The organism is Enterococcus sp. 12F9_DIV0723 (assembly GCF_002174375.1).
Lineage (GTDB): Bacteria > Bacillota > Bacilli > Lactobacillales > Enterococcaceae > Enterococcus_A > Enterococcus_A gilvus.
Genome location: NZ_NIBK01000001.1, coordinates 2,555,036 through 2,567,922 on the forward strand (window position 1 = coordinate 2,555,036; position 12,887 = coordinate 2,567,922).

General features: G+C 46.6%; 10 protein-coding genes and 1 pseudogene. 1 reads left to right on the top strand and 10 read right to left on the bottom strand.

What is annotated here, in order from left to right; translation table 11 throughout:
- Window positions 1-217 precede the first annotated feature (217 nt).
- A complete protein-coding gene (locus A5868_RS12100; RefSeq protein ID WP_086303342.1) occupies window positions 218-2,887 on the top strand; it encodes a cation-translocating P-type ATPase in 2,670 nt (889 codons plus the stop codon).
- Between the two features lie 54 nt (window positions 2,888-2,941).
- Here A5868_RS12100 and A5868_RS12105 read toward each other — a convergent pair.
- The 10 genes and pseudogenes from A5868_RS12105 to A5868_RS12150 form a co-directional block, all read right to left on the bottom strand.
- Window positions 2,942-3,672 (bottom strand): annotated as a pseudogene (locus A5868_RS12105) (amino acid ABC transporter ATP-binding protein).
- Between the two features lie 11 nt (window positions 3,673-3,683).
- On the bottom strand, window positions 3,684-4,337 hold the full coding sequence (locus A5868_RS12110) for an amino acid ABC transporter permease (protein ID WP_010779805.1): 654 nt from the start codon (window positions 4,335-4,337) through the stop codon (window positions 3,684-3,686).
- Window positions 4,338-4,349: 12 nt separating this feature from the next.
- Window positions 4,350-5,123: an amino acid ABC transporter substrate-binding protein gene (locus A5868_RS12115; RefSeq protein WP_010779804.1), complete on the bottom strand. Its 774-nt coding sequence runs from the start codon at window positions 5,121-5,123 to the stop codon at window positions 4,350-4,352.
- A 1-nt stretch (window position 5,124) separates the two neighbouring features.
- Window positions 5,125-6,267, bottom strand: a complete 1,143-nt coding sequence (locus tag A5868_RS12120) for a cystathionine gamma-synthase (RefSeq protein WP_086303340.1) — start codon at window positions 6,265-6,267, stop codon at window positions 5,125-5,127.
- Window positions 6,268-6,884: 617 nt separating this feature from the next.
- On the bottom strand, window positions 6,885-7,685 hold the full coding sequence (gene dapB, locus A5868_RS12125; protein ID WP_176281280.1) for a 4-hydroxy-tetrahydrodipicolinate reductase: 801 nt from the start codon (window positions 7,683-7,685) through the stop codon (window positions 6,885-6,887).
- 117 nt (window positions 7,686-7,802) lie between these two features.
- Complete coding sequence (locus A5868_RS12130) at window positions 7,803-8,735, bottom strand: hypothetical protein (RefSeq protein WP_086303339.1); 933 nt, start codon at window positions 8,733-8,735, stop codon at window positions 7,803-7,805.
- Window positions 8,736-8,958: 223 nt separating this feature from the next.
- Window positions 8,959-9,606 carry a hypothetical protein gene (locus tag A5868_RS12135; RefSeq protein ID WP_086303338.1) on the bottom strand — a complete coding sequence of 216 codons (648 nt, stop codon included), beginning with the start codon at window positions 9,604-9,606 and terminating at the stop codon, window positions 8,959-8,961.
- A 147-nt stretch (window positions 9,607-9,753) separates the two neighbouring features.
- The gene (locus A5868_RS12140; RefSeq protein WP_086303337.1) at window positions 9,754-10,311 is read right to left on the bottom strand and encodes a glucose-6-phosphate isomerase family protein; all 558 of its coding nucleotides are present in this window, start codon (window positions 10,309-10,311) and stop codon (window positions 9,754-9,756) included.
- A 19-nt stretch (window positions 10,312-10,330) separates the two neighbouring features.
- Window positions 10,331-11,110, bottom strand: coding sequence for a glucose-6-phosphate isomerase family protein (locus tag A5868_RS12145; RefSeq protein WP_086303336.1), 780 nt, complete (start codon window positions 11,108-11,110; stop codon window positions 10,331-10,333).
- Between the two features lie 16 nt (window positions 11,111-11,126).
- Window positions 11,127-12,860 (bottom strand): class I mannose-6-phosphate isomerase, encoded by a 1,734-nt coding sequence (locus A5868_RS12150; RefSeq protein WP_086303335.1) that lies wholly within the window; start codon window positions 12,858-12,860, stop codon window positions 11,127-11,129.
- Between the last annotated feature and the right edge of the window lie 27 nt (window positions 12,861-12,887).

Sequence of the window (12,887 nt, forward strand, 5' to 3'; positions counted from 1 at the left end):
AAAATGAATTCTTAGCCCTGAGAGCTAGCTGCGAGTTCCACTTCGTACTTCAGTACGTTAGTGGAATCGTATGCGCAGCGAAGATAGATTCATTTTTCACGGTTCTAGAAAAAGGATAAGCTAGCCGCTATTAAATGGATTAACCCTACGTACCTATTACTTATCAACTGCCAAATACACCCAATCAAGGCAAATAAAAATTATTGGAGGACCTACATTGACAAAACACGCGTATCAACAAGAAACAGAGGAACTGCTAACGGATTTCCACTCGTCGACCGAGGGATTGAGCCAAGCCGAAGCACAACAGCGGCTGCAAGAAAACGGCCCTAACCAGTTAAAGGAAGCAAAGAAAAAATCATCTCTGACACTCTTTTTAGAAACCTTTAAGGACGCCATGGTGATCGTCTTGCTGATCGTAGCAGTCGTTCAAATGATCATGGGCGCCCATGTGGAATCCATCGTGATCTTCGCCGTCCTGCTGCTGAACTCGTTCGTAAGTGTCATCCAGACGAAGAAAGCGGAAGGCTCATTGGATGCCTTGAAAAAACTTTCTGCGCCAGATGCCAGCGTTCTTCGCGGCGGACAGGAACAGAGCATCCCAGCGAAAGACATCGTCACCGGCGATATCGTGATCCTGGAAGCTGGCGACTATGTGCCGGCGGATGGGCGTTTGCTGGAAGAAGGTTCCTTGAAAGTAGATGAAGGAATGTTGACAGGAGAATCGACACCGGCTGAAAAGGAGCTTACGCTGCTAACCAGCGATGTTCCTATTGGTGATCGGATCAATATGGTCTTCAGCGGCACGATCGTTACTTACGGTCGAGGAAAGTTCCTAGTCACCGCGACTGGCGGCGACACGGAGATCGGTCAAGTAGCGGGCCTATTGGAATCCACGACCGAACAAAAAACACCCCTTCAGCGTGGGTTGGATCGCTTCAGTAAAAAATTAAGTCTCGCGATCTTAGTTCTATCCGTAGTGATCTTAGGCGTTCAGCTAATGCGGGTTTTCCTAGATGGTTCAACGGATATGACGCAAGATATCGTCAATGCCTTTATGTTCGCGGTTGCCGTTGCGGTTGCCGCCATCCCAGAAGCCCTGCAGTCGATCGTCACGATCGTTCTTTCTCTAGGAACGAAAAAAATGGCGAAGCAGCACGCCATCATTCGGAAGTTGCCTGCTGTGGAAACTTTGGGATCGACCAGTATTATTTGTACCGACAAAACAGGTACCCTGACCCAAAACAAAATGACGGTCGTGGACCATTTCTTGGCTGATGGACAAAGCGGCGAGTTTTCGAAGGATCCAAAACAATGGGAAGCGGATGAACAGCGGCTGATCGAGATCAGCGTACTGGCAAACGATGCGACCATCAGTGAAGACGGCACAAAATTAGGCGACCCGACTGAGATTGCTTTGATTGATTACAGTGAAAAACAAAACCAATCTTATCGGGAACTGCGGAAAAAATACCCACGAGAAGCCGAGCTGCCATTTGATTCTGACCGCAAGCTGATGTCGACGCTCCACACCATTGACCAGAAAAAAACCATGGTCACAAAAGGTGGACCAGACATCGTCTTCGAACGCAGTTCAAAGGTTCTGCTAGATGGACAAGTCGTGGCTTTCACACCAGAGATCAAAGCTCGTTTCCAAAAACAAAACGAAGCCTTTTCTGAACGGGCACTGCGGGTTTTAGCCTTTGCCTATAAAGAACTTGCAACAGACGACCTGTCTTTAGAGGACGAAGAAGAGCTTATCCTCGTCGGCTTATTAGCAATGATCGATCCTCCGCGGGAAGAAGTCTTCCAAGCAGTAGCAGACGCAAACTCTGCGGGCATCCAAACGGTCATGATCACCGGCGACCACAAGACGACTGCTGTGGCGATCGCCAAGGAAATCGGGATCTTTCAGCAAGGCGATCTTGCGCTGACTGGTGCCGAATTGGATCAGTTATCTGAAGCCGAACTAACAGAACGCTTGGAACAAGTCACCGTTTACGCCCGCGTCTCCCCCGAAAATAAAATTCGGATCGTACGCGCGTGGCAAGACAAAGGAAAAATTTCTGCTATGACTGGTGACGGGGTCAATGATGCCCCCGCTCTGAAGCAGGCGGATATTGGGATCGCGATGGGAACCGGGACCGATGTCGCCAAAGATGCCGCGGCCATGGTCTTGACCGACGACAACTTCGCTTCCATCATCAAAGCCGTCGAAGTTGGACGGAATGTGTTTGATAATATCAAAAAAGCCGTTGCTTACTTGTTTGCCGGAAACTTGGGTGCCATCATCGCCATCATCTTTGCGTTAGTGATTGGTTGGGCGAACCCCTTCACGGCTCTGCAATTGCTCTTTATCAACCTTGTGAACGACTCACTGCCTGCGATCGCTTTAGGCATGGAAAAGGCTGAGCCGACCATCATGAAACGTCAGCCACGAGATCCAGACAGCGGTATCTTTACCGGCAAGACCTTGATCTCCGTTACCTACCGCGGAATTTTGATCGCTTTAGCAGTGATCATCGCGCAATGGTTAGGAAATCAACAGTCTCCTGAAATGGGTGTCGCAATGGCCTTCTCGACATTGATTCTCAGCCGTACGCTGCAAACCTTTGCGGCTCGGTCGAATACACAAACGGCTTTTCAAGTTGGATTCCTCTCAAACAAGATGGTCTTACTTGCCATCGTCGTCTGTGCCGCATTGTTCAGTCTGACCTTATTGCCTGGTCTGCGTGAAGTCTTTGCGATCCCTGCAGCCTTTGCCTTGAAGGAAATCGGAATTGCCTTAGCGCTAGCCGCTTCTGCGGTCCTCTTGATGGAAATCACGAAATTGATTCTAGTGAAGGTACAAGAACCAAAAGGCGAAGCACAGGTGCATAAGCAGTAAATAACTGACGCAAAAAGACCGACACCAGCAACTGCTGATGTCGGTTCTTTTTTTCTATAAAAACTGTTGCAGATAGCGTTGTATCCGCGGATTATCACTCTCAAAAAAGGCTTGTGTAGGGCCGTCGAAGGTCACTCGTCCGTCTTCAAGAAAAACGATCCGGTCGGCGACTTTACGGGCGAATTCCAGGTGATGGGTCACAACGATCTGCCCATTGCCTGATTCGGCCAAATCTTTGATCACTTGCAGTACTTCCTGTGCCAATTCTGGATCTAGAGCGCTGGTAGGTTCATCATACAGCATAAACTCAGGCTCCATCGCCAGTGCCCGTGCAATGGCTACCCGCTGCATTTGTCCACCGGATAATTGGTTTGGCGCTCCGCCGCTTTATCCAGTAAGCCTACTTTTGCCAAAAGCTGCTCTGCTTGTTCTCGTGCCTGTGTTTTTGGGATCTTTTTGACCTGCGTCGGTCCTTCCATAACGTTTTGAATCACCGTTAAATGAGGAAAAAGATTGTAGGCTTGAAAAACAATACTGAAATGTCCGCGGTATTCCTTTAGCTGGCGGAAGGATAGATTCCGAGGAAACGAAAGGTCATCTTGATCGATCGTGATCCTGCCGCTGTCTGGTGTCTCTAGGAGATCGATTGAACGCAGCAGCGTGCTTTTTCCTGAACCAGAGGGACCTAAAATGACGGTCGTCTCGCCAGGTTGAAATGTCAGGTCGATCTCTTTTAGGACGTGTGTCTCCTCAAAGCTTTTGTTTAATTTTTCAATGGTTAACATGCGATTTCCTCCTAATAGACCATCCGTTTTTCAAGCACGGATTGCAGATAATTCAAGAAGGTACAAAAGATCAAGTAATAGACTGCGACCATGCTGTAGAGCAACAACGGTTCATACGTTCGCGCCGCGATCCGCTGCGCCGTCATGAAGATCTCAACGATCGTGATACTTGCGGCCAGCGACGTGTCCTTCACCAAACTGACAAAGTTATTGGACAATGGCGGCAACGCGATTTTAAAGGCTTGCGGCGCAATGATGCGGTACAGAATCTGCCATCGGCTCATCCCTAGTGAAGCAGCAGATTCGTACTGACCTTGGGGAATCGCTAATAAAGCGGAACGAATGTTTTCAGAAGCATACGCGCCGGTATTTAGTGAAAAAGTCAAGATTGCGGCTGTCCATGCATCCATTTGAATCCCCACTGACGGAAGTCCAAAAAAGACGATAAACAGTTGGACCAAAAGCGGTGTCCCGCGGAAGATCCAAACATAGAGAAAGAAGATCCCGTTTAGAATCCGACTTTTTGAAATTCGGGCTAAGGCAGTGACCAGCGCCAAGACCATCCCTAATGCAAAAGAAATCAAGGTCAGAGGAATCGTCATTTTTAGCAGTGCCCAAAAAAGCGGCAGCGCTGAGCTTTGAATAATATCTATCGTTCGTTCCATTTTATAGGCCCCTTACTTAGAAATATCTTTCTTGAAATACTGTTCTGACAACTTCGTCAACGTGCCGTCCGCTTCCAACTCCTTGATGGCTTTGTCCACTTTCTCTGCCAGCTTTTCGTCCCCTTTATGGAACATCGCTGCAACCTTTGTGGATTCATCAGACGTTTTCACGATCTTGATCGGTGCATCCGGTTTTTGATTTAGGTAATCATAATAGGTCACGTCATCGTTCAATGTTGCATCTGCACGTTTGTCCCCTACCAACTCGACTGCTTTACTGAAGCCATCGACGCTGGAGATATCCGCACCCAGATCTTCTGCCATTTGCGCATAGTTGCTCGTTAAGGATTGCGCGGAGGTTTTCCCCTTCAAATCAGAGAAATCTTTGATCTCGTTGTTGTCCTTGTTCACGATCAGCGCCGGATGAGAAACAGAATACGGCGTGCTGAACAAGTATTTTTCTTCCCGTTCTGGCGTGATGGACACTTGGTTGAAGATCACATCTGATTTTTTCGCATCAAATGCAGCCAGCATGGAGTCCCATGGTGCTTCCACAAATGTTACTTTGTACCCAATTTTCTTCGCTACTGCTTTGGCGACATCCACGTCATATCCAGTCAGCTTGTCGTTATCATCGCGGTAAGAAAACGGTGAATACGTACCTTCCGTCCCAACACGCAATACTTTTTCAGAACTTGCATTGCTGTCCTCTTTTTGTTGGCACCCCGCTAAGAAAAGGATACCTACAGCTAATACACTAATGAGTGCGATCATTGATTTTTTCATGTTATTCGTTCCCTTCTAAGGCTTGGTATATATCATTTTTTAAATCTTCTATGTCTTCGATCCCCACAGATAGGCGGATCAATCCATCCTTGATCCCAGAAGCTTCCCGTTGTTCTTTTGGAATCGAGGCATGGGTCATAACGGCAGGAACTTCGATCAAGCTCTCTACTCCGCCCAAACTTTCTGCCAAGGTGATCACTTCCAGTGATTCGACAAATGCGGCAACGCTGCTTTCATCCACCAGCTCAAACGCGACCATCCCGCCAAACCCGCGCATTTGCTTCGCGGCGATCTCATGACCCGGATGCTCAGAAAGACCTGGATAATAAACAGTCGCTACAGCTGGATGCTTGACCAATTCTTCAGCGATGATCGCCGCATTTTTTTGATGCGCCTCCATCCGAACGCCTAGCGTTTTGATCCCCCGCTGCAACAGCCAACTGTCCTGCGGCCCTAAGACGCCACCGATCGCGTTCTGGTAGAAGCCAATTTTTTCAGCAAGTGCGTCGTCGTTCGTTGTTGCCAAGCCAGCGACCAGATCACTGTGCCCCCCTAGATATTTTGTCCCGCTGTGCAAAACAATGTCCGCACCTAATGCTAATGGCTGTTGTAAATACGGGGTTGCGAAGGTATTATCCACAATTGTTAATAAGTCATGGCTCTTTGCCCACTGTGCACTTTTTTCCAAATCGATGATTTTCAAGAGCGGATTACTAGGTGTTTCTAGCAGCAGTGCTTTGGTCTCTGCTGTCAACGCCGCTTCTAATTGCGTCAAATCGCGGCTGTCCACCATCGTATAGGTTAATCCTAACGGTTTGAACACCTTCTCCAATAAACGGAATGTCCCGCCATATACATCGTCGCCTAAAATCAAATGGTCTCCCGGCTGGAAAAGCGACAATGTCGCGTGGATCGCAGCAAGACCTGATCCAAAAGCAAATCCCTTCACGCCGCCTTCAAGTTCCGCGATCAATTCTTCCAAAGCCATCCGCGTTGGATTTCCAGAACGAGAATACTCAAACTCTCCCGGCTGTCCCAATTTTTTTTGCCGATACGTCGACGTCTGATAAATCGGGACACTGACCGCCCCTGTCAATGGATCTTCACTGATACCGCCATGAATCAATTTGGTTGATAAATGCATATTATTTCCTCCTGTGTTTTGTAAGTTTTTGGCCCTCATCTGTTAAGCAACAACACATGTTGGTTCCCCCTGTCTATTTTTTCTGGTGGTGTCTTTGAGACATTGAATTTATTTTTTAGTTAATTTAGATTTCTTTTCTACTGCGAAAAGCGGAACTGACCGCTAGCTCAACTAAACAGCTCGTAATACTGGTTCCTTCAATCAATAAACTATTACTCGAACTACACAATCTGGTAAAAGTCGGAATCGCAAAAAAGAGGTGCAAGCTATTAAAGCTGCACCTCTTGAGATCGTTAAAAGTTATTGGTTTCCCACTTTTTTAAACGAGTTCAGAACAGTTAATAGACATGACAAATGAGTATGCTGCTTTTTTGCACCATACAACAACATGCTGATTGAACTGTGGGATTGTTTTTTTGCGCGATGTTGTTTGTCATGAGTCCTGACCTCCTTTAAGAATTGTTCTCAATTTAGCATTTAGAAAATGAGAAGTCAATTAATAAACTTACAGAAAAGAAGTAAAATAACTATTTAAAGGGAATTCTAAGTTTGAAACGAAGACACGTCGAAAAAGCCTTTTTCTAAGAAAAAGGCTAGCTAAAAATAACGTTTAATTTCTATAATTCCAACACATCTGAAACTGCATAATACCCCGGCGGCTGTTTTGCCAAGAAGATCGCGCAATCACAGGCGCCTTTCGCAAACCCGCGCCAATCCGTCGAATGGTGGCTGATCTCCAATCGTTCGCCTAAGCCTCCGAAAAAAACAGTATGGCTGCTGGGCGTATCCCCCATTCGGATAGAATGATACCCGATCGAACCCGGCTGCCGTTCGCCTGTTCCTTCGCGACCATATACGGCCAGCTCAGAAAAATCAGCGCCTAATTCATGGGCGATCAATTCCCCCATTTCCTTTGAAGTGCCGCTGGGGGCATCCTTCTTCCAACGGTCGTGCATCTCTAAAATTTCGATATCTGTTTCTTTGCCGATCGCCGTTGCGGCAAGCTGCAGCAGCTTATTCATAACGTTCACCAGCTTGGAGGTGTTTGCCGCATAAAGCACTGGAATTTCCTCACTTGCTTGGTAAAACACTTCTTTTTCCTCTGGCGAAAATCCGGTTGTTCCACAAACCAGCGCTTTCTTGTACATTTTCGCCAAGCCCACTGTCTTTAGTCCCATTTCTTTTGTGGAAAAGTCGATGATCACGTCACAGTCTTCAATGACAGCCGCTAAATTATCCACAACAGGCACACCGAGATCCCGACCCAGCATCGCTGCTTGTCCTAAATCTTTTCCGATGTAGTCTCGATTCTTTGGCCCGACGCCTGCAATCAAGCACACCTCTTCCTCTGACGCGGCGATCTCCGTGATCAATCGTCCCATCTTCCCCCGCGGACCGACAATAATTGTTTTGATCACTATTTTCCCTCCTTGTCCATTTAGTAAATCGCTTTCACAGCTAGTTTACCATGTTTACAGAAGAAAAATCATTGCCTGTTTGTGTGTATTCGCTGGCTCCCGCCTTTTTAGCCGCTGCTACTTTCGCCGGTCCTTCTTACGCTCCTTTTTCTTTCCCCACCCAAGATTCCTCAATAGTGTTTTCTTTTTTTTCTGTTCCCGTTCACTTTTCCCCGTCTTCTGCTTCGGTTGTGCTGCTTGTGATTTCGAGGTTCGCTCCACCTCGCCATGCGCACTAGAAGCATCGCTAGTTGCTGAAATCATCTCTTTCATTCCCGGTGAAGATCCCTCTTTTTGATCCTTCCCAGACGGTTCTTCCTTCTTCCTGTCTCTATCTGCTTGTACCTTTTGTTCCTCAGCCTTCGTCGACGGTTCCTCTTGTTTTTTCTGCTTTTTTTCTTTTTTAACAAGCTCACGGCGGGTACAATTCACAACGTCTGACTTCTCTAATTTAGCAAAACGACGGACGCCATCCTTCTCAAAAATCGTCAAATGCGTCAATAAGCCCAGCATCGCCTCCGCTTTCTCATCAGAAATAGTTGGATCGGCATCGCTCAAGCTCCATGTGTGCTCCTTGCCTTGAATGTCTTCAAAAATCGAGACAAGCTTAAATTGCTGCCCCGCCATCTCCTCGTCAGGAGTCGTTTTAGTCTCTACATAGGTTTTATACAATCGGATCTTCTGACAATGCGCTTCGTACTCTGAATGATTTTTAAAAAGTCGCGCAACGATTTGTTTCCATTCCTCTGGCTGACAAAACACTTCAAATAAAGAACACCAGCGGCGCACCATTGCCGTCGGTTCCACTTCCATCAGCAACTCGGCGATCAGCTCTTTAAATAACTCATGAAAGCTCCCGACAACCAATGACTCACGAACCACTATTGCCAACATGTACTCAAAAACGACGGAGCTGTCCCGCGTCTCCTCATAAAAGCTCCGTACTCGTTTTGTTAGATTGTCACTTTTCATTTGAAATAGCTGGCGCTGATTTAATGGCTTGGTTGTCATAGTCCTCTACCTCCCGATTTTAGGAAACGCTCTCATTTTTAATTACCCGATCTGTTTCTATAGAAATAGGATACTTTACAAATGGAGGAAACACTACCCCTTCAACAAAGAATTATATTCAAAATTAGTCAATTTTTTAAATCAAATGAGTAGTTGCTGCCAAATTTTTAAATAACAAAAAACACGCAGGAGATTTCCCGCGTGCTTTTTTCTTCTGACTCACTTAGAAAAACATTCGTAAAAACGACCAGACATAGCGCAACAGTCGAAACAAGATAAAGAGAAGAAACAGGTTCCCAAAAATAAAGCTGACCGCATTTCCCGCACTGGCTTTCAAATTTCCGAAAGAAAAACGACGTAAAAAGCGCGGCATCGAGCTGTACCCGTTACGCTTCAACCGGAATTTTTCTTCATATGTAAGATCAAGCATATCATAGTACACGATCTGCAAGGGTTCTCGAGAGAAAAAGGTCTTTGAGAATCCCACCATCATCGTATACTGCTTGTTGTTGGAGGGTAGGTTGCGTACCCCTTTTTTATTGATCCGAACCTTTTCGTCATCGTCCATCACATTGTAGCTGTACTCTTCTTCTTGAATCTTGTGGACCGTTACTTCTGGCTGATTTTCTTCAAGAAAAGCTTGGTAGACCTCTGAAAATTTTTGCTTTTCTAAGAATAGATACACCCCTATCCCTGCAATCAGCGCCATCAGGAATACGTTCAACAACAAATTATCTTGAAAAATAGCACTGTACGCCAGAATGATTGCTAGCGCCACGCCGCTGATCGTCAGCCGTTTCCAATAGTAATTTTGGTACATGATCTTGATCGTTCGTTCGTAGTACGCAAAATCAGATGTCGCGAAGTTCATTGACCTCATCTCCTTCTATAAACGCTTAAATTTAGTATAGCTGAGCCAACCTTGAAAGTCAGTTCATATAAATTATACGCAAAAAACTTCCGCGAACATTAAAACTATCTTAAAAAGCTGGATCAGCAAAAGCGATCCAGCTCCGTTCTATTGATTCACTTGAATGACTCCTTCTGCCCCTTTTCGCAGCACGCGCTGTGGAAACATTTCTTCTGGCGGCGCATAGTCATGACCCGATTCTGTTTGCCAACAGGCCGAGACCGACAATGTCTCATTGCCCGTATTGATCAGCCGATGCGCTGTATCTCCGGGAATATAATGGACAGAACCAGGAAGCACTTCCTCCAGTCGCGTCTCTCCAGCTTCCGTCATCATCAGCAGTCCCTGACCCCGCAAGCCAAAATAGTATTCGCCTGTGTCTCGCTTGGCATGAAAATGCCCCTTCGTTAAGAAAAATTCCTCTCCCACTACCCCCGAATGTAAATGGGTGATCCCGAAATAAAGCCCGCCAGACGTTCCTTCAGCTAACCCGTTATCTTGGTATTCAACCTGATACATCACTGTCTCCGGGTCTAGCTGCTGGTAAGCTTTCTGATCTTGGAAATAGCCTGCTAAATCCTTTGCTCGTGTCTCTTTCATTCGAATTCCCTGACCCTCTAAGTGCACGGTCGTACTATCATATCTAACGTCACTTTTTTTGATCATTCTAGTCCCGCCTCTCTATTTAAGGAACATAATCCAGCCATTTTTCTGTGCATAAGTCGGGGCGAACGACAAAGTCGAACATGGCATGGTCCTGTGTATACTGTTGATAGATCGGCTGTGTCGGATCAATCGCAAATTCAACGTATTCTCTCGGCGCTTTTTCAACTAGCGATTCCGCCAGATAGGATGGATTTCGTTCCCACACGATTGCCCCATGATCATCAAATGTAGGATAAAACGCCAGCCCCTTATGTGCACGCACCTCATCGTATTCAAAACCAAAATCCCGTACGCACCACGCGCCAAAAAGCATGGGTTCTGTTCTTGACGCATTGATCGTACAATGCGCCCAGCCTGGGGGAACGATCACGCGTTCACCAGCTTGCGCTCGAACCGCATAACAGCGCCCCGGGTCATCCGTCGCTCTTTCCTGCATATAAACGATCGCTTCTCCCCACCAGATCTCATATACCTCAGGTGTCGACATCTGACACGTCTTCGAAACGGCGTGGATGTGTCCCTGACTTTTGACGGGTTCCTGACCGATCGATCCCTTGGCGTAGGCGACGACACCAAAAAGCAATTCCCTTTCCAGCAGATCAGAGCGATCCCTTCTCAAGCCAACATCCATCGCAATCGAATACACGATCTCTGGCCCTGATGCTTCATGATCCGCCATGCTGTGAAGGATGTCCTTTAAATGGCGTTGTTCTGCATGCGTGGGCCCAAAAACAGTTGGCGGATAAACAAATTCATGCGTTGCGTCATTAAAGGTCACACCTAATCCTGTCTCGATCATTTTTTACCTCCTTGGATCACGACAAATTTCTGACGAACGCTTGGATCACGGCGACTTCTTTCGTTGGCTCTCCCTGGTTGACTAATCGGTATTCTTTGATCGCCTCTGGTACAATAAACGTTTCGCCATAGTGGATCTCAAACGGATCAAAGCAACCATCCACGCTTTCTACTGTGATCGTTTCTCCCTCCACCAGATTCAACATATTGACACTTTGATGAACAGACAAAACGGCTTCTTCTTTGAACCAGTGACGATGGGTCTCGATAAATTCCAATTCATGCAGCCCGGTCTTTTCGATCCGATAGTCCCTCGTGTCATGGAGCGTTTCAAAAGGATTGATCAAATTTTCCTGCACCCAAGCGGTATCATACGTCATATCCACATTCTCTTCCCCGTGGGCCAAATGAACGGGCCGCGGCACGCCATCTAAGCCTAAACGCTCCCAATCCCAGAGCTTAAAGGTGAAGATATACGGTGTTTGACTGATCTCCAATACCACTGTCTCTGGCCCGCCGCAATGGATCGTCCCTGCAGGTATGGAGTAATGGTCGTGTTTTTTTACAGGAAAACAATTGATATAATTTTCATCTGGAAAACGGTAATCCCCTTTTTCGGCCTTCCGCAGCGCAGCAAATAATTCTTCCTTCTCCGTTCCTTCTTTTACCCCAAGATAGATCGTGGCGTTCTCAGCAGCCTGCAAAATATAATAGCTTTCGTTTTGCGTATACGTCATGCCGAATTTTTCTTGGATGTAATCCACTCGCGGATGGACCTGCAAGCTTAGATTGCCGCCGCCGACCGTATCTAAGTAGTCGAAACGAATCGGAAATTCATTGCCAAAGCGAGCCTGTACTTTTTTGCCGAGTAAAGCAATCGGCCGTTCATGGACCACATTGATCGCTGGAATCTCGATTGTTGTCCCTGCGAAATCCAAACATACACTGTTTTCCTCCAGCACTCCGTCGAAGGCCCATCCGTAATTTTCCTGCTCAGGATTCAAATTGAACTCTTTCTTCATCCATTGTCCGCCCCAAACACTTGCATCAAAGTAAGGAACTAAACGAAAGGGTTGCTCCACGATTTGATCTAGGGCGGTACGGTAGCTGGCGCCATCGACCATTTTCACTTTACCCGGAACATTCGTGTCCAGTAAATAATCGATTCGTTCCGTCAGCTTCTGCTTCAGCCGATCCGCGACCCGCCACTCAAAAAAGAAGCCCCGTTTGACTTTTTTTAGATTGTCTTCTTCCTCATTCGCGGCTTTCCAATTCGGCATACCAGCACGATGGCGTTTCTGAATCTCCCAACGCGTCAAATCGGCATAGCACAAAATATCCGGATCAGGTAACAAAATGGTTGCCCCTGTGCCGTAAACAACGATGTTCTTTGATTCTTCCGCGAACTCTTTCTGCATTTGTGCCACTTCATATTCTGGATAAAAATCCTCCAGCACTGCGTGGGACATGACACCGAATACACGATCCTCTGTCAGATTCGCGGCTATTTTTTTCGTTAATGTTGCTGCGTCATAGGCATAGTCATCCGCCTTGATCAGCCGTACGTCAGTCAACGTATTCAATAAATGCTGCTCGAGCTCAGAAAGATGCACACCCGGATAGCATTCCAACGCAATCGTTCTCTTCCCTTCCTTCAGTTGTCGATTCAATTCTTCGCTGATCTCTTCATAGCTTGTCCACGTCTGTGCCGTGTGTTTTATCTTGATTTTCGGTCGCAAATTATAGGTCATTTTTACCCCTCTTTAATAATCATAATG

Bases quoted from the DNA above. Each gene is read 5' to 3' on its own strand.
- A5868_RS12145 (WP_086303336.1), bottom strand. From the start codon at position 11,110: ATGATCGAGACAGGATTAGGTGTGACCTTTAATGACGCAACGCATGAA.
- A5868_RS12115 (WP_010779804.1), bottom strand. From the start codon at position 5,123: ATGAAAAAATCAATGATCGCACTCATTAGTGTATTAGCTGTAGGTATC.
- A5868_RS12140 (WP_086303337.1), bottom strand. From the start codon at position 10,311: ATGATCAAAAAAAGTGACGTTAGATATGATAGTACGACCGTGCACTTA.
- A5868_RS12130 (WP_086303339.1), bottom strand. From the start codon at position 8,735: ATGACAACCAAGCCATTAAATCAGCGCCAGCTATTTCAAATGAAAAGT.
- A5868_RS12135 (WP_086303338.1), bottom strand. From the start codon at position 9,606: ATGAACTTCGCGACATCTGATTTTGCGTACTACGAACGAACGATCAAG.
- A5868_RS12150 (WP_086303335.1), bottom strand. From the start codon at position 12,860: ATGACCTATAATTTGCGACCGAAAATCAAGATAAAACACACGGCACAG.
- A5868_RS12120 (WP_086303340.1), bottom strand. From the start codon at position 6,267: ATGCATTTATCAACCAAATTGATTCATGGCGGTATCAGTGAAGATCCA.
- A5868_RS12110 (WP_010779805.1), bottom strand. From the start codon at position 4,337: ATGGAACGAACGATAGATATTATTCAAAGCTCAGCGCTGCCGCTTTTT.